This window comes from Streptomyces atratus (genome assembly GCF_040655115.1).
GTDB lineage: Bacteria > Actinomycetota > Actinomycetes > Streptomycetales > Streptomycetaceae > Streptomyces > Streptomyces atratus_D.
Genome location: NZ_JBFAJH010000074.1, coordinates 1 through 19,309 on the forward strand (window position 1 = coordinate 1; position 19,309 = coordinate 19,309).

17 protein-coding genes, 2 pseudogenes and 1 riboswitch are annotated in these 19,309 nt (G+C 70.2%); of the genes and pseudogenes, 10 read left to right on the forward strand and 9 right to left on the reverse strand.

Annotated elements, in window-relative coordinates:
• The 5 genes and pseudogenes from AB0I23_RS38175 to AB0I23_RS38195 all read left to right on the forward strand — a co-directional run.
• Window positions 1-149: pseudogene (locus tag AB0I23_RS38175) on the forward strand (flavodoxin-dependent (E)-4-hydroxy-3-methylbut-2-enyl-diphosphate synthase); the annotation flags it as partial.
• Between the two features lie 26 nt (window positions 150-175).
• The gene (dxs, locus tag AB0I23_RS38180) at window positions 176-2,077 is read left to right on the forward strand and encodes a 1-deoxy-D-xylulose-5-phosphate synthase (protein ID WP_359117149.1); all 1,902 of its coding nucleotides are present in this window, start codon (window positions 176-178) and stop codon (window positions 2,075-2,077) included.
• Window positions 2,074-3,471, forward strand: a complete 1,398-nt coding sequence (locus AB0I23_RS38185; RefSeq protein ID WP_359117152.1) for an aspartate aminotransferase family protein — start codon at window positions 2,074-2,076, stop codon at window positions 3,469-3,471. Before dxs ends, AB0I23_RS38185 begins: the two co-directional genes overlap by 4 nt.
• A 65-nt stretch (window positions 3,472-3,536) precedes the next feature.
• Window positions 3,537-4,145: an XRE family transcriptional regulator gene (locus AB0I23_RS38190; protein WP_359117154.1), complete on the forward strand. Its 609-nt coding sequence runs from the start codon at window positions 3,537-3,539 to the stop codon at window positions 4,143-4,145.
• A 33-nt stretch (window positions 4,146-4,178) separates the two neighbouring features.
• Window positions 4,179-4,346 (forward strand): DUF6126 family protein, encoded by a 168-nt coding sequence (locus tag AB0I23_RS38195; protein ID WP_167747331.1) that lies wholly within the window; start codon window positions 4,179-4,181, stop codon window positions 4,344-4,346.
• 20 nt (window positions 4,347-4,366) lie between these two features.
• Here the strand turns inward: AB0I23_RS38195 and AB0I23_RS38200 are convergent, their stop codons facing one another.
• On the reverse strand, window positions 4,367-5,179 hold the full coding sequence (locus AB0I23_RS38200; protein ID WP_359117156.1) for a tyrosine-protein phosphatase: 813 nt from the start codon (window positions 5,177-5,179) through the stop codon (window positions 4,367-4,369).
• 196 nt (window positions 5,180-5,375) lie between these two features.
• Between AB0I23_RS38200 and AB0I23_RS38205 the strand changes: the two are divergent.
• The 3 genes and pseudogenes from AB0I23_RS38205 to AB0I23_RS38215 all read left to right on the forward strand — a co-directional run bounded on the left by AB0I23_RS38205 (window position 5,376) and on the right by AB0I23_RS38215 (window position 9,656).
• Window positions 5,376-7,280, forward strand: a pseudogene (locus tag AB0I23_RS38205) (alpha-galactosidase).
• A gap of 282 nt (window positions 7,281-7,562) precedes the next feature.
• A riboswitch (cyclic di-AMP (ydaO/yuaA leader) is annotated at window positions 7,563-7,720 on the forward strand.
• 3 nt (window positions 7,721-7,723) lie between these two features.
• Window positions 7,724-8,644 carry a M23 family metallopeptidase gene (locus tag AB0I23_RS38210; protein ID WP_359117159.1) on the forward strand — a complete coding sequence of 307 codons (921 nt, stop codon included), beginning with the start codon at window positions 7,724-7,726 and terminating at the stop codon, window positions 8,642-8,644.
• A 166-nt stretch (window positions 8,645-8,810) separates the two neighbouring features.
• A complete protein-coding gene (locus tag AB0I23_RS38215) occupies window positions 8,811-9,656 on the forward strand; it encodes an SGNH/GDSL hydrolase family protein (protein ID WP_359117162.1) in 846 nt (281 codons plus the stop codon).
• Here AB0I23_RS38215 and AB0I23_RS38220 read toward each other — a convergent pair.
• From AB0I23_RS38220 to AB0I23_RS38245, 6 genes are all read right to left on the reverse strand, one after another.
• Complete coding sequence (locus AB0I23_RS38220) at window positions 9,653-10,633, reverse strand: STM4011 family radical SAM protein (RefSeq protein WP_359117165.1); 981 nt, start codon at window positions 10,631-10,633, stop codon at window positions 9,653-9,655. The genes AB0I23_RS38215 and AB0I23_RS38220 overlap by 4 nt on opposite strands.
• Window positions 10,634-10,641: 8 nt before the next feature.
• A complete protein-coding gene (locus tag AB0I23_RS38225) occupies window positions 10,642-11,991 on the reverse strand; it encodes an STM4012 family radical SAM protein (RefSeq protein WP_359117168.1) in 1,350 nt (449 codons plus the stop codon).
• Window positions 11,988-12,803, reverse strand: coding sequence for an STM4013/SEN3800 family hydrolase (locus AB0I23_RS38230; RefSeq protein WP_359117206.1), 816 nt, complete (start codon window positions 12,801-12,803; stop codon window positions 11,988-11,990). Before AB0I23_RS38230 ends, AB0I23_RS38225 begins: the two co-directional genes overlap by 4 nt.
• Before the next feature lie 70 nt (window positions 12,804-12,873).
• On the reverse strand, window positions 12,874-14,028 hold the full coding sequence (locus AB0I23_RS38235) for an STM4014 family protein (RefSeq protein WP_359117171.1): 1,155 nt from the start codon (window positions 14,026-14,028) through the stop codon (window positions 12,874-12,876).
• Window positions 14,009-14,980 (reverse strand): STM4015 family protein, encoded by a 972-nt coding sequence (locus AB0I23_RS38240; RefSeq protein ID WP_359117174.1) that lies wholly within the window; start codon window positions 14,978-14,980, stop codon window positions 14,009-14,011. The genes AB0I23_RS38235 and AB0I23_RS38240 overlap by 20 nt, the downstream gene beginning before the upstream one ends.
• A gap of 6 nt (window positions 14,981-14,986) precedes the next feature.
• On the reverse strand, window positions 14,987-15,943 hold the full coding sequence (locus AB0I23_RS38245; RefSeq protein ID WP_359117176.1) for an STM4015 family protein: 957 nt from the start codon (window positions 15,941-15,943) through the stop codon (window positions 14,987-14,989).
• 164 nt (window positions 15,944-16,107) lie between these two features.
• On the opposite strand from AB0I23_RS38245, the gene AB0I23_RS38250 reads away from it, so the two are divergent.
• A complete protein-coding gene (locus AB0I23_RS38250; RefSeq protein WP_359117179.1) occupies window positions 16,108-16,434 on the forward strand; it encodes a hypothetical protein in 327 nt (108 codons plus the stop codon).
• A 124-nt stretch (window positions 16,435-16,558) separates the two neighbouring features.
• Window positions 16,559-17,560, forward strand: coding sequence for a DUF6745 domain-containing protein (locus AB0I23_RS38255; protein ID WP_359117182.1), 1,002 nt, complete (start codon window positions 16,559-16,561; stop codon window positions 17,558-17,560).
• Window positions 17,561-17,609: 49 nt separating this feature from the next.
• On the opposite strand, the gene AB0I23_RS38260 is transcribed toward AB0I23_RS38255, so the two are convergent.
• On the reverse strand, window positions 17,610-18,221 hold the full coding sequence (locus AB0I23_RS38260) for a TetR/AcrR family transcriptional regulator (protein ID WP_359117185.1): 612 nt from the start codon (window positions 18,219-18,221) through the stop codon (window positions 17,610-17,612).
• 229 nt (window positions 18,222-18,450) lie between these two features.
• Window positions 18,451-19,260: a S8 family serine peptidase gene (locus AB0I23_RS38265; RefSeq protein WP_359117186.1), complete on the reverse strand. Its 810-nt coding sequence runs from the start codon at window positions 19,258-19,260 to the stop codon at window positions 18,451-18,453.
• Window positions 19,261-19,309: the final 49 nt, after the last annotated feature.

Genomic DNA, 19,309 nt, shown 5'->3' on the forward strand with positions numbered 1-19,309 from the left:
AGGGGCAGATCTTCGTCAAGGGCGAGATCATCAAGACCGTTCCCGAGTCGAAGATCGTCGAGACGCTCATCGAAGAAGCCCTGAAGATCGCCGAGGGCATGGACGACGCGGGGACACCGTCGGGGGTCCCCGCCGTCACCGTGAGCTGAGACAGGACCGGAGAGGGGGCCCGAGCGTGACCATTCTGGAGACCATCAGGGGACCGCACGACCTGAAGGCGCTGAGCGGACCGGAACTCGACGAACTCGCCGAGGAGACCAGGAGGTTCCTGGTCGAGGCGGTGGCCAGGACCGGCGGACATCTGGGGCCCAACCTCGGGGTGGTGGAGCTGTCCATCGCCCTGCACCGGGCCTTCGACTCACCGGTGGACCGCATTCTGTGGGACACCGGGCACCAGAGCTACGTGCACAAACTGCTCACCGGGCGGCAGGACTTCTCCAAGCTGCGCGTCAAGGGCGGCCTGTCCGGCTACCCCTCCCGCGAGGAGTCCGTGCACGACATCATCGAGAACTCGCACGCCTCGACCGTGCTCGGCTGGGCGGACGGCCTGGCCAAGGCGAACGAGGTGCTCGGCCGCCCCGACCACGTCGTCGCCGTCATCGGGGACGGGGCGCTCACCGGCGGCATGGCCTGGGAGGCACTCAACAACATCGCGGCGGCCCGGGACCGGCCGCTCATCATCGTGGTGAACGACAACGAGCGCTCGTACGGCCCGACGATCGGCGGGCTCGCCGACCACCTGGCCACCCTCCGTACCACCGACGGGTACGAACGCTTTCTGACGTGGGCCAAGGACGTCCTCCAGCGCACGCCGGTCCTCGGACGGCCGCTGTACGGTTCGCTGCACGGCGCCAAGAAGGGGTTCAAGGACGCCTTCGCCCCGCAGGGCTTGTTCGAGGACCTGGGGCTCAAGTACGTCGGGCCGATAGACGGGCACGACATCGCGGCCGTCGAATCCGCACTGCGCCGCGCCAAACGCTTCCACGGCCCGGTGCTGGTGCACTGCCTCACCGAGAAGGGCCGCGGCTACGCGCCCGCACTGCGGGACGAGGCCGACCGGTTCCACACCGTCGGCGCGATGGACCCGCTGACCTGCGCACCGCTCGTCCCGATGGTCGGTCCGTCGTGGACCTCGGTGTTCGGGGACGAGATCGCCGCGATCGGCGCCGAGCGGCCGGACGTCGTCGCCATCACAGCGGCGATGCTGCACCCCGTCGGGCTGACGAAGTTCGCCGAGGCGTTCCCCGAGCGGGTCTGGGACGTCGGGATCGCCGAGCAGCACGCGACGGTCTCCGCGGCGGGGCTCGCCACCGGAGGGCTGCACCCGGTCGTCGCTGTCTATGCCACGTTCCTCAACCGCGCCTTCGACCAACTGCTGATGGACGTCGCCCTGCACCGGTGCGGGGTGACGTTCGTCCTCGACCGGGCCGGGGTCACCGGCCCCGACGGCGCCTCGCACAACGGCATGTGGGACATGTCCGTGCTCCAGGCGGTGCCCGGGCTCCGGATCGCCGCCCCGCGTGACGCCGAACGGCTGCGGGAGGAGCTGCGCGAGGCCGTGGCCGTCGACGACGCACCGACCGTGTTGCGCTTTCCCAAGGAGTCGGTGGGGGAGCCGGTACCGGCGGTGGGCCGCGTCGGCGCCATGGACGTGCTGCACCGCGCCGACGACCCGCATGTCCTCATCGTCGCGATCGGTGTGCTCGCCTCCGTCTGTCTGCAGGCCGCCGACCTGCTCTCGGGCGGCGGCATCCGCTGCACGGTCGTCGACCCGCGCTGGGTGAAGCCGGTCGACGAACAGCTCGCCCCGCTCGCCGCACGCCACCGGATGGTCGCCGTCGTCGAGGACAACAGCCGGGCGGGAGGCGTCGGTTCGGCGGTCGGGCAGGCGTTGCGCGATGCCGGTGTCGACGTACCCCTGCGGACCTTCGGTATCCCCGACCAGTTCCTCGCGCACGGCAAGCGTGCGGAGGTGCTGGCCGACATCGGGCTCACACCGGTCGAGATCGCCGGCCGGATCAGCGGCGCGCTGGCCGCCAGGGAAGGAGTCCGGGGGATGGAGGAGAGCGGAGCATGAAGGACGGCGGGCCCAAGGGCTTCGATCTGGCGCAGCTCCTCGCGGAACGCGGGGCCGAACGCTACGAGCTGCACTCGAAATACCTCAACCACCAGCTTCCGCGGATGCTGCACACCATCGGCTTCGACAAGGTGTACGAGCGGGCCGAGGGTGCCCACTTCTGGGACGCGGACGGCAACGACTACCTCGACATGCTCGCCGGCTTCGGCGTGATGGGTCTGGGCCGCCACCATCCGGTCGTCCGCAAGGCACTCCACGACGTCATGGACGCCTCGCTCGCCGACCTCACCCGCTTCGACTGCCAGCCGCTGCCCGGACTGCTGGCCGAGAAACTGCTCACGCACAGTCCGCATCTGGACCGGGTCTTCTTCGGCAACAGCGGTACGGAAGCCGTCGAGACCGCACTGAAGTTCGCCCGGTACGCCACCGGTAAGCCCCGCATTCTCTACTGCACCCACGCCTTCCACGGCCTGACCGCCGGCTCGCTCTCGGTCAACGGGGAATCGGGCTTCCGGGACGGCTTCGCACCGCTGCTCCCCGACACCGCCGTCGGGCTCGGCGACCTCGACGCACTGCGGCGCGAACTGAGACGGGGCGATGTGGCGGCGCTCGTCGTCGAGCCGATCCAGGGGAAGGGCGTCCACGAGGCGCCGCCCGGCTACCTGCGCGTCGCACAGGAGCTGTTGCACCGGCACAAGGCGCTGCTCATCGCCGACGAGGTGCAGACCGGTCTCGGCAGGACCGGCGACTTCTACGCGTACCAGCACGAGGAGGGCGTCGAACCCGATCTGGTCTGTGTCGCCAAGGCGCTCTCCGGCGGCTATGTGCCGGTCGGGGCGACCCTCGGGAAGGACTGGATCTTCAGACGCGTCTATTCGTCGATGGACCGGGTCCTGGTCCACTCGGCGAGCTTCGGATCCAATGCCCAGGCGATGGCGGCGGGGCTCGCGGTTCTGGCGGTGATGGAGGACGAGGAGACCGTCGCGAACGCTCGCCGCACCGGTGATCTGCTGCGCGAGCGGCTCGCCGCGCTCACCGGCCGCTACGAACTGCTGCACGAGGTCCGTGGTCGCGGGCTGATGATCGGCATCGAGTTCGGTCGGCCGAGCTCGTTGAAGCTGCGCACCCGCTGGGCCATGCTGCAGGCGGCCCGCAAGGGTCTCTTCGCGCAGATGGTCGTCGTGCCGCTCCTGCAGAAGCACCGGATCCTCACCCAGGTCTCCGGCGACCATCTGGAAGTGATCAAGTTGATTCCGCCGCTGGTCATCGGGGAGCCGGAGGTGGACCGGTTCGTGACCGCGTTCATGGCGGTGATGGATGACGCGCACAGCGGCGGCGGGCTGATGTGGGACTTCGGCAGAACACTGGTCAAACAGGCCATCGCCAACCGCTGAGCCCTGGACTTTGCCTTAGAGGCAAGACATTTGCCTCTAAGGCAGGATCCTGGCCCAATAGGTATATGAACTCTCCCGATGGAGGGGTGGCCGACGAGCTGCCCGGGGTCGCGCCACGCCTGCGCGATCTGCGCCGCCGCCGTGGTCTGACCCTGGAGGCCGCCGCCCAGCACGCCGGGCTCTCCCCGGCCCACCTGTCCCGGCTCGAAACGGGCCGGAGGCAACCGTCGCTGCCCATGCTCCTCGGACTTGCCAGGATCTACGGTACGACGGTTTCCGAGCTGCTCGGCGAGATCGCCCCCGAACGTGACGCGATCGTCCGCGGTGGCCGGTTCGAGGGGGCCGAGGCCGATGGGTGGATGTACCAGCAGGCAGGCGGGTCCGGCCGGGCGATGCAGGCCCTCCGCGTCCGGGTTCCGTACGGTGCCCAGGGAGATCTCGTACGGGTCCATCCCGGCGAGGAGTGGTTGTACGTCCTTGCCGGGCACCTGCGGGTGAGCCTCGGTGACACCGTGCACGATCTCGACCCGGGCGACAGTGCCCACTTCGACTCGCTCACCCCGCACCGGATCGCCGCCGTGGACCGCGACGGATCCGAGCTGCTCTTCGTCCACACCCTGTTGCAGAGCCCCGCCGCCGAGCTGTGCCTCGGCAGCGGTATCCACCGTCGCTGAGACCGGCCCGACCGGTCACCAGAGAGGACTGTCATGTCCGATTCAGAGCACTTCGACCCGCTCACCCCGAGGAAGAACTACGAGGCGCAGGAGCGGAAGTTTCCGCGCGGCGTGGTGATCAGGCTGTTCGCCTATCTCATCGCCGGACATATCTTCGCGGCCTTCCTCTACCTGCTCTTCGCGGTGGCCGGAAAGGGCTGACCCCGGTCGGCGCCGTCCGGCTACGCCTCGTCGAGGAGCCGTCCGCGCAGTCGCTCCAGGATCTCCGGAGTCAGCTTCAGGCCCTCGGCGAGATAGCGGTCCGTGCTGCCCCAGGTCTCCTCGATGGTGGTGAAGGCCTGGGCGAGGTACTCGGCGCGGGCGTCGAAGAGCGGGCTGAGCAGCTCCATCACCTCGGGCGACATCCCGGCCGCCGAGGTGTCGGTACGGCGGACCTTGTACCGGCGGTGCGGGTCGTTGGACTTCAGGTAGTCGTCCTCGATGGCCTCGCGCTCGACGCCCACCGCGAGCAGCGAAACCGCGATCGAGAGACCGGCACGGTCCTTGCCCGCCGCACAGTGCATCAGAGCGGGAACGCTGTCCTCGGCCAGGGCGTGCAGCACCCGGCTGTGCTCGGCGGTACGGTCCCTGATGATCGACTTGTACGAGGCGGTCATCCGCGCCGCTCCCTTGCCGTCGGCAAGGATCGAGCGCAGCTGAGTGATGTCGCCGTCGCGGACCATCCGCCAGAACTCGGCGCCGTCGGCCGGGTCGGAGAGCGGAATATTCACATTTCGTACGCCCGGCAGGTCCACGTCCGGGCCCTCGAGCCTGTGGTCCGCAGCGTTGCGGAAGTCGAAGATCGTGTGCAGCCCCAGGCCGCCGAGGAATGCGGCGTCCTCGTCGGTGGCGTGCGCGAGGTGACCGCTGCGGAAGAGCCGTCCGGACCGCACCCGGCGGCCGTCCACGGTGGGCAGTCCGCCCACGTCGCGGAAGTTGCGCACACCTGCCAGCTCGGGTTCCGTCGACGGGACCTGCGGCACCTGCTGCGTCACGGTGTCTCCTGGAGTGTCTGGCGTCGGCGCGGCTCGCCGGCGAGGTCAGCTCCTGCGACGATACGACATTGATTCCTCACGCAATCATTTCGGCCGTTTCCTGCGGAACACCCCATGGAATTCCCCTCGCACGGGCGTTGCCCGGCCCTCGGTCGGCGGTCGATGATGTGCGGAACTGTGGGAATGTGGGGATGAGATGATCGAGACGGGTGACCAGGGTCGGACCTGGCTGCTGACCGGTGCGAGCGGCAGCTACGCGCTTCACCTCACCGATCGGGACGAACTGCTGCATCTGCACTGGGGGCCACGGATCTCCCTCGCGGCCGCCGAGGCCCTCGCCGCCGCGCCCGAGCCGCCCTTCCGGGGCTTCGAATCGCAGCTGGACGGGCGCGAGGAGTACCCGGTCGAGGGTGGCCCCCGCTTCGTCCGGCCCGCCCTCTCCGTATGCACCCCCGAGGTCCGTGGCACCGAATGGGTGTTCGCCGGGGCCTCCGTGGACGGTGACGAACTCCGTGTCGCGCTCGCCGACTCCAGCGGCTCGCTCTCACGCTGCACTACCGGATGCGGGACGACTCCGATGTCGTCGAGCGCTGGGCCACCGTCACCCACGCCGGTCCCGGCGGTCCGCCGCTGGAGCTGCTGCGCGCCGATGCGGCGGCCTGGGCGCTGCCCGCCCGCGACAGCTGGCGGCTGAGCCAGTTGCACGGCCGCTGGGCGGCGGAGACACAGCTCGTACGGTCGGAGCTGACGTACGGCGAGAAGGTCCTCTCCAGCAGGCGCGGCCACACCGGGCACCAGTTCCTGCCGTGGGTCGCGCTCGACGCGGACGGCGCCGCCACCGAGGAGGGCGGCGACGTGTACAGCTGCGCGCTCGGCTGGTCCGGCTCATGGCGCATCGCGGTGCAGCAGCTCCCCGACGGGCTCGTGCAGATCACCGGAGGCGCCGGATACGACGACTCCGGGCTGCTGCGGCTCGCGCCGGGGGAGTCGTACACCACACCCGTCTTCGCCGGACTGTGGAGCGCCGAAGGGTTCGGCGGGGCGAGCCGGGCCTGGCACGCCTGGCAACTGGCCCATGTCGTCCCGGACTCCGAGAGCCTGCGGCCGGTGCTCTACAACTCGTGGGAGGCGACCGGCTTCGACATCGCCGAGGACCAGCAGCGCGCCCTCGCCGAGCGCGCCGCGGCGATGGGCGTTGAACTGTTCGTCGTGGACGACGCGTGGTTCGGGCAGCGCACCAGCGACCGGGCCGGGCTCGGCGACTGGACCCCCAACCCCGAGCGATTCCCCGGCGGGCTGAAGCCGCTCGCCGACGAAGTGCACGGACTCGGCATGCAGTTCGGCATCTGGGTCGAGCCGGAGATGGTGAACGCCGACAGCGATCTGTATCGCGCGCACCCCGACTGGGTGCAGCACTTCCCCGGGCGGACCCGGACCGAATTCCGTCACCAGCCGGTGCTCAATCTGGCCCGGACCGATGTGCGGAACTATCTGTGGGAGCAGTTCGACACGCTGCTCTCCAGCGCACCGATCGACTATGTGAAATGGGACTTCAACCGCTGCTTCACCGATGCGGGCTGGCCGGGCGAGGACTATCCGCAGAAGCTCTGGATCGAGCATGTCGACCCGCTGTACGCGCTGATCGACCGGCTGCGGGCCGCCCACCCCGGCGTCGCTTTCGCTGCGCTTCCGCTTCGTGAGCGCGATGGCCGGGGTGCTCGGCGTCGGAGGGGATCTCACCGAGTGGAGTGACGAGGAGCTGACCGAGGCGCGGGACTGGGTGGCTCTCTACAAGGAGATCCGTCCGGCGGTGCAGCATGGCGCGCTGTACCGGCTGCGTGCCCGGCGTGGTGGGCTCAGTGCCGTGCAGTACGTGCACGGCGACGAGGCCGTGGTGCTGATGTGGCTGGAGGCGCAGCGGTACGGGGAGCGGCCGCCGACTCTGCGGCTGCGCGGGCTCGACCCCGCGGCGACCTACACCGACCTGGGCACCGGGGAGGTCCACCACGGTGCCGTGCTGCTGCATCAGGGTCTGCACACCGGGCTGCGGGGAGACCTGGACGCGAAGGTGCTGAGGCTTCGGCGTAGAGGATGCTCATGACATGTCCGTATTGGTGTATTTAGTGGAACATGCCCTATTTCTATGGGAGATGGTGCCCTCCTCGTGAGCGGGATCATATCCGTGACGGTGTGTGGTGATGCCGCGGATGGGTATTCCGGGCGTCGCGCGGAAAGCCAAGATCCGTAATCCACGGAGGGTGACCGGAATTCCGTGCCGATTTCCCGGTGCGGATTCTCTCGAGTAATCGATGGCTTGTTTCCGCCGTCCTCACTCGCCTACGGTCACCCTCAATCCGGACGGACCGCCTAATCCTGCCGCCGTTCGGAATTCGCACCCACCCACGTGTGGCAGGAGCGGGGGAACCAGGTAAGCCGCCGCCCGGAGAGATCCGGCCGGCTCGGGGTGAAGTCGCGAACCGCGACCGGGCATCTCCAGCCCGAACCCGACAGCTCACCTCGTAGGCGCCGGAGAGGAAATTCTTCATGCCCACATCGGGTAAGTACCGCCGTACCAAGTCCAGCACCATCGCCCGTGGCGTCGCCGCCGTCGGTGCCGGTGGGGCCGTCATCGCCCTTCCGCTGCTCGGTGCCACCGGTGCCCACGCCGCGGAGCAGGCCGCGCCCACCGCGCAGTCGGCAGCCACGCACGCCGCCGTCGAGGTCGCGCCGGTCGTGAAGAAGCAGGCCGAGACCCGGACGTACTCCGTCGTCTCCGGCGACTACCTGTCGAAGATCGCCGCCGAACAGCAGGTCGAGGGCGGCTGGCAGAAGCTGTACCAGGACAACCGCGCGGTCGTCGGTGAGAACCCGAGCCTGATCCTCCCGGGCATGAAGCTGACGCTCGGCGGCAAGTCGGCCGATTCCGCCGCGACCACGGGCGCCACGCAGTCCGCCCCCGCTCCGTCGACCTCCTCGGCCGACAAGTCCGCGTCGCAGTCCAAGACTTCGGAGTCCGTCAAGACCACCACGGCCTCCGCCTCGGCCGGTCAGAGCAACAGCTCCGGCTACGTCCACCCGGTCCCGGGCAACCACACCACCGCCTACCGTGCCTCAGGCTCCAACTGGTCCAGCGGCAGCCACACGGGTATCGACTTCCCGGTCGCCACCGGCACCAGCGTGAAGGCGATCACCTCCGGCACCGTCGTCACCGCCGGCTGGGGTGGCGCTTACGGCAACCAGGTCGTCATCAAGCACGCCGACGGCCGCTACTCGCAGTACGGTCACATGTCCTCGCTCTCCGTCTCGGCGGGCCAGACCGTGACCGCCGGTCAGCAGGTCGGCCTCTCCGGTGCCACCGGCAACGCCACCGGCCCGCACCTGCACTTCGAGGTCCGCACCGGCCCGGCATACGGGTCGGACATCGACCCGATCGCCTACCTGGCCTCGCACGGGATCTACGTCTGATCCACTGCTGATCCGGTCGGCTCGGTGAAGGGGCGGTGCGCGGCGGCGCACCGCCCCTTCACTTATTCCCCCTTTACCAAAATCTGACCGGGTGGTCTATCTCACCACCCGTCAACCCCTTATTACGGTCGCGTAGGTCACATTCGGCGGTGCAGGATATGCGCTTGTGGCAGACGATTCGAGAAACAATCAACGTGGCGTCACCAACCGACATGGCGCCATCGGGTCGTACGCAGCGATTGGCGACAGCTTCACCGAGGGAGTCGGAGACCCCGGTCCGGACGGAACCTTCGTCGGCTGGGCGGACCGTTTCGCGGTACTTCTCGCGGACCAACTCCCGGACACCGATGCGGCGACGAGCCCCGAGGGCTCCGCGCACGGAAATTTCCGGTACGCCAATCTCGCCGTACGCGGACGCCTCCTCGACCAGATCGTCGAGGAGCAGGTACCGCGCGCCAAGGAGCTCGCACCCGATCTGGTGAGCTTCTGCGCGGGCGGCAACGACATCATCCGGCCCGGCACCGACCCCGACGACGTGGCCGAGCGCTTCGAGCGCGCGGTCGCCGAGCTGACCGACTCGGTCGGCACCGTCATGGTGACCACCGGCTTCGACACCCGCGACGTTCCCGTCCTGCGCCATCTGCGCGGCAAGATCGCCACGTACACCGCCCACGTGCGCTCCATCGCCGACCGCTACGACTGCCCGGTCCTCGACCTGTGGTCGCTGAAGTCCGTGCAGGACAGGCGCGCCTGGGACGACGACCGGCTCCACCTGTCGCCCGAGGGGCACACCCGGGTCGCGCTGCGCGCCGCCCAGGTCCTCGGCTTCGATGTACCGGCCGACCCCGACCAGGAGTGGCCCCCGCAAGCACAGCGCGGCACGCTGGAGGTTCGGCGCGACGACATCCACTGGGCGCGTGAGTACCTGGTGCCGTGGATAGGGCGGCGGCTGCGCGGCGAGTCCTCCGGAGACCACGTCGAGGCGAAGCGGCCGGATCTCCTGCCGCTCTAGGGCCTCTCTTCGGCCTCATCTGCCGGACGGGCTTGCTCCCTTTCTGCCTCTCGGGGGCTTCGGGCCTGTCCGGCGACGGGGGGCAGCGGCAGGAACCGGCGCCCCGAAGGCGCCGGTATGCCCAGGTGACGGGCCGGTATGCGCTCCAGGACGCCGCCCGCGAAGACGTCGTACAACGGCAGCGTCTCCAGATGCACGTAGCCGATGTGGCAGTCGCAGACGGCGAGCGGACAGGCCCGCGGACCGAGCGCACGACGGTAGCTGCCGTCGTACAGGTTGCCCAGTTCGGCCGGGACGAAGTGGCAGCGGCGCACTGTGCCGTCCCCGTCCACCGAGATGACGGACTCGCCGGTCCGGCACGGCATGCCGGCCGAGCGGTGCGGGTGCCGACTGTACGGGAAGAGGGGGTCGAGGGCCGTCCAGCCGTCCGCCTCCTCGTCCGTGTAACTGTGCCCCTCGGCGGCGTTGACCCAGAGATAGATCTCGTCGGGCAGGTCGGCACGGAGCCGCCGCGCCTCGTCGAGATGCTCGTCGAGACCGACGACACCGACGCTGTACCGGACACCGAGAGCGGACAACTCCCGGCACCTGGCGAGGAAACGGTCGTACGGCGTCTGCCCCGGGTGGTACGTGCACCACAGGGCGATCTTGTCGCGGTCGGCTCCACAGGCCTCCGCCAGCCACCGCGTACGACCGCTGAGATTGGTCTGGATCGCGACCCGGCCGATGTGTGGCAGCTGCGCCAGTTCCACCAACGCGCGGCGGTACCAGGAACGGACCAGACCCTCGCCCCACGGCGTGAACAGCACCGAGATCCTGTCACCGGTCTGCGCCGACGCCCACGCGCTGAACCGCTCCAGCGCGGCGCGGTCGGCACGGAGCTGCTCCGGGCTGTCGCGCCGCTTGGCGAACGGACAGTACGGGCAGTCGTAGTCGCACGACGCCAGGGGGCCCCGGTAGAGGATCGTCAGATCCATGGGAGTGCTCACTTCAGTTCGTACGCGGCCATCGCGGCCCGTACAGCGGGGGAGAACAGTTCGGGACCCAGCGCGTCGGAGTGGGCGAGCCCCTCGGGCGAGAGCCGCAGCAGCCCGGAAGCCACGGCGGACCCGTCCAGCCAGCCGCGCGCCTCGAACCGGCCCAGCTCACCCCGGAAGTCGTCACCGGGAGCGGCGCCGAACCGCTCATGGTAGTCCGCCAGGTACAGCCCCTCGGCCTGGAGGAGCGACTGCAGGAGGTGGCGCCTGCGCACCTCGTCGCCGTCGATGTACCGCCCTACTTCGGCGTGGGAGAAGTCCTCGGTGGCGGTGTAGCCGTCGATGATCGCCCGCACCTCCCGCATCTCCACCGCGTAGTCGAAGGAGTAGTGCAGCCGACTGGTGTACGAGCGCGCGCCGCAGCCCAGCCCGATCATGCCGTCCGTCTGGCACGCGTAGTCGGCGGGGCCCTCCTGCGGGGCGTCGCCGCGGCGGAACATCCGCATCGACACCTGCTCGTAGCCGTGGGCGAGGAGATGGTCCCGGCCCGCCCGGTACAGCCGCAGCCGCTGCTCGTCCCAGACCGCGTCCGCCGCCGCTTCGGCGTCGGCGCCGAGCCGGCCCAGGCCGGTCAGCGGACGCACGTACAGCGGATAGAGATACAGCTCCTCCGGCTGCCAGCCCAGTGCCGCGTCGAGAGAGGAACGCCAGCTGTTCTCGGTCTGTCCGTCGATGCCGTAGATCAGGTCGATGTTGAGGACCGGGATGCGAGCGTCGCGGATCCGGCCGAGCGCCGACTCCACATCGGCGCGGCGCTGCGGGCGGACCGCCGCGCGCGCCTCGGCGTCGACGAAACTCTGCACGCCGATGCTGATCCGGGTCGTCCCGCGGTCGGCGAGGACGGCCAGCCGGTCCGCCGTCGCGGTCGAGGGCGAGGTCTCGACCGACAGCGGCACGGACCGCAGATCGGCGCCCATCCGTTTCTCCGCGATGTCGCAGAGCCGCTCCAGCTCGGCGGCCGTCAGGAAGGTGGGAGTGCCGCCGCCGAACGCAGCCGCGGCGAACCGCACCGGCTCGTCGTCACCCAGTGTGTCCCGGACGGCGGTGGCCTGCCGGTCCAGTGCGTCGAGATAGCGGGTCGTCAGCTCGTCGGGGGCGCCGATCCGGGTGAAGAGGTTGCAGAAACCGCAGCGGACCTCGCAGAACGGTATGTGGAGATAGAGCGAGAGCGCGTCCTTGGGCTCCCCGGCCCACAGCTCGCGCAGCGCGGGCCGGCCGGTGAGCGGGCGGTACGCCGTCTTGTGCGGGTAGGCGTAGACGTAGCTCTGGTACGGGCGGACGGTCTGCGGACTGGTCATCGTATGGTGGCCCCCGGTTCCAGGAAGAAGTGCGCGTACGGAACGGTCCAGACGGACTCGTGGCCGAGCCGGTGACCGGTGTAGCCGTCGTCCCCGTACGCCGTGCCGTGGTCGGAGCAGATGATGGCGAAGCAGCGGCGGCGACTGCTCACGGCGGCAAGGAGTCGGCCGACGTGTGCGTCGACGTATTCCAGGGCGGCGGCGTGCGTGGCGCGGGAGTCACCCGATTCGGGGGTGGCGCCCGGCTGGTGGAACCAGTTGGGCTGGTGCAGTGCCGACACGTTGACGAAGAGGAACAGCCGTTGTTCGGCGGGGAGCCCCGCGACGACCTGCTCGGCCCGCGTCACCTGGGCCTCGAAGGAGGTGGGTGACGCGACGCCGAACTCGGGCTCCCAGTGGCTTTCCTGGAACATGCCCGGCAGCACGGAACCGAGGGGGCCCTGCCGGTTGAAGAAGCCGACGCCGCCGATGCAGACCGTGCGGTAGCCGGCTCCGGAGAGAGCGGACACCAGGTCGGGGGTGTCGAAGACGAAGGTCTGGGAAGCAGTGGTCTCACTGCCCGCGAATCGTGCCGCGAACAGCCGGGGATGCGGGCCCGGGGCGGCGGGCGTCGGCAGGAATCCCGCGAAGATCGCCTGGTGCGAGGCGTAGGTGAAGCTGCCCGGAGCATGCCGCTTCTCCCAGACGCCGCCAGGGAGATGGCGGGCCAGGTGCGGGATGCGCCCGGCGGCGGCCAGCTCCGCCGCCACGTCGTAGCGCAGGGTGTCGAGGGTGATGAGCAGCAGATCGTGACTGCCGACGATCTCGCTCATGTCCGGATTCCCGGCGAGTTCCGAGGGAGGGGCGACCGCGTCGCGGATGGCGGCGACGGCGTGTCCGGCGTCAGGCGGTGGCGCTTGCATGGTGGTTCCTTGCTCTGTTCAGTACGGCGACGACCTGCGTCGCATAGGTGTCCAGTCCCTCGAAGCCGCTGCCGGGCAGCCCGGTCAGACGCGGCAGCAGGTCACCGAAGGCGTTGACCTCGCCGACGGCGAAGCGTCGCCAGCCGGTCGCGGGCAGCAGATCGACGGCCACACACAGCGTGGCCGGGAAGCAGGCAGCGGCGCGCTCGCACACGGCCAGGGCCTCGGCCCAGCTGCCACCCGCCGCCTCGACGGCCGCGCGGACCTCGTCGAGGTTTCCGCGCTCGCCGCCGAGATGAAGATTGGTCATGGGGGAGTGGCTGGTCCGTACGACGGCATGGGTGGCGCGGCCCGCCACCACCAGGACCCGCAGGTCCGCCGAGCGTCCTCGGTGTGATGCCTTGGGCAGCCAGCGCTCGATGTGCAGCCCGTCCGGTGCGAGCGCGTCGACGATCGACGCCACCTCGCGCTCCGTCGTACAGCGGCGCACCCGCAGCGAGTTGAAGAGCCGTCCGGACGTGTCGCGCTCGACCGACGTGGTCGCCCGCACCCGGCCGGGACCCGCCGTCTCCACGGCCAGTACCCCCGAGGCGGACGAGCCGTGCGCGAGCTTCACGAAGGCCCGTGGCATGCGATGCTGAGCCATCCGCTCGCGCACATCCGCCCAGTCGCGCACCACGGGCGCCGCGGCGCCGGAGGTCGGCGAAGCCGGTACAGGGACCCCGGCGCCGTCCAGCACCGCATGGCACAGCCGCTTGTCGAACAGCACCGCGACATCGCCCGGGGCGTCGAGAAGCACCGCTCCGGCCGCGTCGGCCGCCTGCGCGACCGTCCGCACCGCACCGGTGAACCGGGTGTACCAGAGGGCGGTGCCCTCGACCCTCGTCGGATCGTCCACCGACCGCAGCAACCGCTCGACCTCGGCGTCCTCACCGGGCGAGTCCATCCGCACGGTCTCACCGGCCCGGAAAACGGCCTTGCCGCCCAGTACGTCCAGCCACGGCACCACGCGCGCGGCCGGCAGCCCGGCGGCGCGTACGGCGTCCCGGAAGAGTGTGACCCGGCGGTTGCCGGGAACTCCCACGACGGCGAAGCGCACCGCCGGACCGACCGCCCTACTCGGTGACTGCGACATAGCGCTCGTCGTCTTCTTCCGGATCCCAGTACTCCACCTCGTCCGGTTTGCCGTTCATCCGGTCGGCGCCGAGCAGTCCTTCGAGGCGGTCCACCAAGGGGGCACTGATGTAGTGGTGGTGCAGATCCAGCGAGGTCAGGTGGGTGAGCGGCTGGCCCGCGAGCAGCGCCTCCGCTCCGAGGTCCCCGAGCGTGCCCATGGCGAGGGAGAGCGACTCCAGCTGGGCGACCACCGCGGCGGATGCCACCGCGGCCGCGATCTCGTCCTGGATCTCGCTGTTCTGCAGACCCAGATGGCGCAGGTTCGGGAACGCGGCACCGGAGAGCAGCGGCGCCAGGTCCTCGACCGTCGCGCCCCCGCCGTACTCGGCGACGCCGAGCCAGAGTTCGAGGTGCTTCAGCGCGGGCAGCTCCGACGCGCCGACCGCCCGTACGACGGCCGACGGAAGCCCGCCGGACTCGAACCGCAGCGACGTGAGCGCCTCGTGCCGCACCGGCCGCAGATCAAGGGTCTGCTTGCCGGCGATCGGCTCACCGCAACCGCGCACCGTCAGCTCCCGCAGCTGTCCGAATGCCTCGATCACCGGAGTGATGTCGGCCATCTCCAGCCAGGAGAGCTCGCACTCCTCGCCGACGACATCGGCGAGGAAGAGCGCCCGCAGGGAAGGGAACCGGTCCGCATGGCCCGCCAGCAGGTCGACGACGGGGGCGAACGGCTCGTACTCCTCCTGCCACCACGGACCGATCAGCAGGGCTCGCACCTGGGTGGTGTCGACCGTGTCGAGAAAGTGCTGCCACAGGGTGGCGAATGTCAGACTGCCCTGCCAGGCGCTCTCCAGCCGCCAGGCGACCGCGTCCGCCGCCGGAAGCGGACCGGTGCGCGGCAGGCCGGGGCCGGGCAGCGTGAGGACCGGCAGGCCGTGGAACGTCTCGGGATGGTCGATGTCAGTCATGGGACGTCACTCCGAAACCGCGGTGTAGCGTCCCTCGGCCCCGCGACCGTCCCATGGTTCCTCGCGTTCGGACACATCGACCCCCACACCGTGCGGTTCCAGCGCCTCCTTGATCCGGCGCTCCATCGGCGCGGTGAGGAAGTGATGGTGCAGATCGAGCCGTTCGAGATGGGTCAGTGGCTGGCCGTCGAGCAGCGCGGCTGCGCCCTCGTCGCCCAGCGTCCCGTGCGACAGATCGAGTGTGCGCAGCTGGGCGACGACCGGGGCGCCCGCGACGGCCGTCGCGATCTCGTTCTGCACCTCGCTGTTGCGCAGACCGAGGTGGTGCAGGCGGGGGAAGCGCGAGCCGGAGAGCAGCGGGGCCAGGTCCGCGACATCGGCGTCGCCGCCGTACTCGGCGACGCCGAGCCAGAGATCGAGCCGCTCCAGCGCGGGCAGTTCGCTTTCCAGAATGCCGCGGATCACATCGGCCGGCAGCCCGCCCGTCTCGATGGTCAGCGTACGCAGCCGCTCGTGCTTCGACGGGGGGAACTCCAGGTCCGTCCCGCCGCGCACACCCAGTTCCAGCAGGCCGGGGAAGGCCCTCAGCAGCGCGGTGACGTCGGACTGCTCGATCCAGGAGATCTCGTTCTCCTCGGCCGTCATGTCGCCGACGAAGACGGCTTCCAGCGAGGTCAGCCGGTCGGCGGCGGCGATCACGAGATCGATCGGGTAGGACGACGCTTCCTCGTACGACTCGCCCCATTGACCGATGATCAGGGCCCGTACGCCCGCAGGGTCGACAGCAGCGAGAAATCCCTGGAACGCCTGCTCCCAGGTCATCTCGGACTCGTCGTCGTACGGGTCGACCGCGATACGCCAGGCCACGGCATCGGCGGCCTGCGCCGGGGCCTCGTTCGTCGCGTGCCGGAAGTCGACGGCCGGCAGGCCGAGCAACTCGTGCAGATGATCCACACCGGACATGACCCTGAGCTCCTGAGACTGGGGGACGGCTGATGTCCGCAAGGTTTATCAAGGCCCACTGACAATGCTGCGGGCGGGATCGGTTGTGACCGATTGTCAGACCCTCCCCTTAGCGTTTTCTCCAGGGCCGGCACAGCGGGTGCCGCCCTTGAGGGGAGGCGTCCGTGTACCGGCAGGGCGATGTACTGATCGTGTCGTTGGACGAGTCCGAGGTGCCTGCGCACCTGGTGGACGCGCCGGGGGAGCCGCGGGACGCCCGCGGGCGGATGGTGCTCGCGCTGGGCGAGGTCACCGGTCACGCGCATGCCGTCCAGGGGCCCGGCCGGCTGATGCGTGAGGCGGGCGCCTTCGGCCCGATGGTGCTCCATCTCCCCGACGGCGGGCGGGTGGTGCACGAGGAGCATGCGGCGATACCGCTGTCGAAGGGCTGGTACCGCGTGATGCGCCAGCGGGAGTACGCACCGGGTGCGGTCCGCATCGTCGCGGACTGAGCCGACCGGTCCGGGCCGGCAGCGCGCGACGGGGCGGACGGGCACCGGGCGGCACGGCGAACACACACGGACAGACAGCGAACAACAGAGATCCAAGAGAGTGAACAGGGGACGGGGACAACCGATGCAGTACGTGGACTCATGGCGGGCCGTGGCAGCGGCGACCGGTGCGGCGGACCGGCGAGCGGCCGAGGACGGGATCCGCCTCGCCTACCGCAGCGCGGGACTGGCCGAGCCGGAGCAGATTGTCTGGACCGACTCGCCGAAGGCGGCCGTCGAGGCGGTCGAGAAGCTCGTCGACGCGGGCCGCTCGGTCCGTGACGAGGTGCGGACCCACCCGTGGGCGGAGGAACGGCGCCGGATGTACGACGCATTGGGCCCGGCCGGCTGGTCCTCCCTCTGGTCGGCCACAGGCGCCCGGCTCTGGGAGACCACGGCCGCGCTCGCCGAGCGGATACGGACCGGTGTCGTCGCGGCCCTCGCCGAGAGCCCCGAGGACGAGTCGGATGTACGCCTGGTGCTCCTCGACGCGGTCCTCGGCCAGCATGACGCGGCGTGGCTCGCCGCGTTCGACGGCCGCGGGGACCGGCTCGACGGCCTGGCGGAGGTGGCCAGGCACGCGGGTTGGTGGTGGCCGTACGAGCGCGCTGTGGTGATCAGCGAACGCCCGGAGACGCTCCACCGGGACGAGGCGGGTCGGCTCGACCGCGGCGACGGCCCTGCCCTCGCTTACCGTGACGGGTTCGCGCTGCACGCCTGGCGCGGAATGCCCGTTCCCGCCGAATTCCTCGCGGAACTCTCGGCCTTGACCCCCGAGCGGATACGCGAGGAGGAGAACGCGGAACTGCGCCGCGTGATGCTGGAGTTCTACGGCTACGACCGCTACCTCACCGAGTCGGGCGCCGAGCCGGTGCACCGGGACGAGACGGGCATCCTGTGGTGGATCGCGCTGGACGGCGACGAGGACGTGGTGATGGTCGAGGTGGTCAACTCCACCCCGGAGCCCGATGGGACCCATCGCACGTACTGGCTGCGGGTACCGCCCTCGACCAGGACGGCGAAGGAAGGCGTCGCCTGGACCTTCGGACTGGACGCAGACGCGTACGCGCCTCTGCGCCAGACCTGATCGGTCGACAGGGCGGAAGGAAGCGGGGGCGGCGGAGCGGTCGGCCGGGTCAGGCCGTCAGCGTCGCGTGGTCGATGCCCAGTTCGCGGGCGAGCGCCTCGTCGGTCCACGCCAGCATCGTGGCCCGGGAGAGCGGACCGGCGTAGGACGTCATCTGGACGGCCAGGCCGTCCAGCAGGGCAGTCAGCCGCCAGGCCACGGACATAGGGTCGTCGCAGCGGAACTCACCCGCGGCGGCACCCTCTTCGATGACCTCGGCCAGCTCCGCCTTCCACTGCTGATCGAGATCGCCGGCCACATTGCGCAGCGCCGGGTCGCGCAGCGAGGCCGCCCAGCCCTCGATCCACAGCCGCCAGCCCTTGGCCTGCCCGGTCGGTGCGTACCAGCGGACGGCGGCGCGCAACCGCCGTACCGCACTCGTACGGCGGCTCAGGAGCTTGCGCAGATGGGCGAGGTCCGCCTCGGCTGCATGCGCGAAGGCGGCTGCGACCAGCTTCTCCTTCGTCGAGAAGTGGTAAAGCACCAGGGCGTTGCTCACGCCGAGCACGGACGCCACATCGGCGATCCGTACCGCCGCGACACCTCGCACCTCGATCTGCTCGACGGCAGCACGGAGCAGCTCCTCGCGTCGTTCGGCCACGCTCAACCGCACTCTTGCCACGGCGTCACCCTAACCAATGCGCCGATGCCGGACAGGTCGGGGGCGGGACCGCAGCCGGCCCCGCCCCCTGCTCACCACCGGTCACCTCAAGGCTCCGGCGCCGTTCAGCACCAGATATCGGCGCAGCCGGAGTTGTACGCGTCGATCAGGGTCTCCGTCGGCGAGGCACCTGAGATGTCCGTGACGGTGGTGCGCAGGTCGACCTTCGCGGTGCCCACCGCGGGCACCGTCACCTTCCACCTGACGGCGCCGGGGGCGGACACCGGCAGGTGTGCCCCAGGATGCGGTAGCTGCCGCGCGGCAGGGTCACCGTCCTCGGCTTGGTGCCGTCCAGCCCGACCAGCTGGGACACGACCGTCTTCTCGTTCTGCAGGACCGCGCCCGTCGAGTTGCGCTCGGCGCCTTCGCGCGGTGCGGGACCGGTCAGGGTGAGGGCGTACGTCTCCGGATCGGCCTGGACGGAAACGGACACCGTCGCCCTGCCGCGTCTCGGCCAGGTCGCGGTGACCGCTCCGCTGTACGTCGTCCCCGCCTCGACCTGTGACGGATCGAGGACGACCTCCATGACCGCGGACGACCGAGCGGGCACGGTCACCGTCTCCGCACCCACCCTGATCGCCCGGCCGGGCGCGGCGGACAGCCGCAGCGTCACGGGCTTGTCCGTGGTGTTCGCCCAGGTCACGTCATGGCTCTGCGGCGCGGCAGAGGCGTTCGGGTACGTGGCGTGGGCAGCCAGCGCGGCGGGTTCGGCGACCACCGTGGTGTCCAGTGCGGCCGGTACGTCGGTGAGACCGGCGCCCGTGTCGCTCACCGTCGCACCCGCCACCGGGGCTGCGCTGCCGACCAGCGCGGACTTCAGCTGCGCCCCCGTCCGATCGGGGTGACGCTGGGCCAGCAGGGCTGCGGCTACCGCGACATATGGGCTGGCCATCGACGTACCGGAGAGCGAGGCGTACTGCTCGGTGACGGCCGCGTCGTCCAGCGGAATGTCAGGAGCATGACGGCGCGAGGGCGGTCGGTGCTGGCGGGAAGCCGCCATGGCAGCTATTCGCCGTAAACCCTTTCGATCAGCGGGAGTTGGGCAAGCA

What these genes read in the sequence shown, in the direction of transcription:
- AB0I23_RS38235 (WP_359117171.1), bottom strand. Translation starts at nt 14,028, where the DNA reads ATGTCGCAGTCACCGAGTAGGGCGGTCGGTCCGGCGGTGCGCTTCGCC.
- AB0I23_RS38195 (WP_167747331.1), top strand. Translation starts at nt 4,179, where the DNA reads ATGTCCGATTCAGAGCACTTCGACCCGCTCACCCCGAGGAAGAACTAC.
- AB0I23_RS38225 (WP_359117168.1), bottom strand. Translation starts at nt 11,991, where the DNA reads ATGACCAGTCCGCAGACCGTCCGCCCGTACCAGAGCTACGTCTACGCC.
- AB0I23_RS38210 (WP_359117159.1), top strand. Translation starts at nt 7,724, where the DNA reads ATGCCCACATCGGGTAAGTACCGCCGTACCAAGTCCAGCACCATCGCC.
- AB0I23_RS38220 (WP_359117165.1), bottom strand. Translation starts at nt 10,633, where the DNA reads ATGGATCTGACGATCCTCTACCGGGGCCCCCTGGCGTCGTGCGACTAC.
- AB0I23_RS38245 (WP_359117176.1), bottom strand. Translation starts at nt 15,943, where the DNA reads ATGTCCGGTGTGGATCATCTGCACGAGTTGCTCGGCCTGCCGGCCGTC.
- AB0I23_RS38255 (WP_359117182.1), top strand. Translation starts at nt 16,559, where the DNA reads ATGCAGTACGTGGACTCATGGCGGGCCGTGGCAGCGGCGACCGGTGCG.
- AB0I23_RS38265 (WP_359117186.1), bottom strand. Translation starts at nt 19,260, where the DNA reads ATGGCGGCTTCCCGCCAGCACCGACCGCCCTCGCGCCGTCATGCTCCT.
- AB0I23_RS38185 (WP_359117152.1), top strand. Translation starts at nt 2,074, where the DNA reads ATGAAGGACGGCGGGCCCAAGGGCTTCGATCTGGCGCAGCTCCTCGCG.
- AB0I23_RS38190 (WP_359117154.1), top strand. Translation starts at nt 3,537, where the DNA reads ATGAACTCTCCCGATGGAGGGGTGGCCGACGAGCTGCCCGGGGTCGCG.
- AB0I23_RS38230 (WP_359117206.1), bottom strand. Translation starts at nt 12,803, where the DNA reads ATGAGCGAGATCGTCGGCAGTCACGATCTGCTGCTCATCACCCTCGAC.
- AB0I23_RS38240 (WP_359117174.1), bottom strand. Translation starts at nt 14,980, where the DNA reads ATGACTGACATCGACCATCCCGAGACGTTCCACGGCCTGCCGGTCCTC.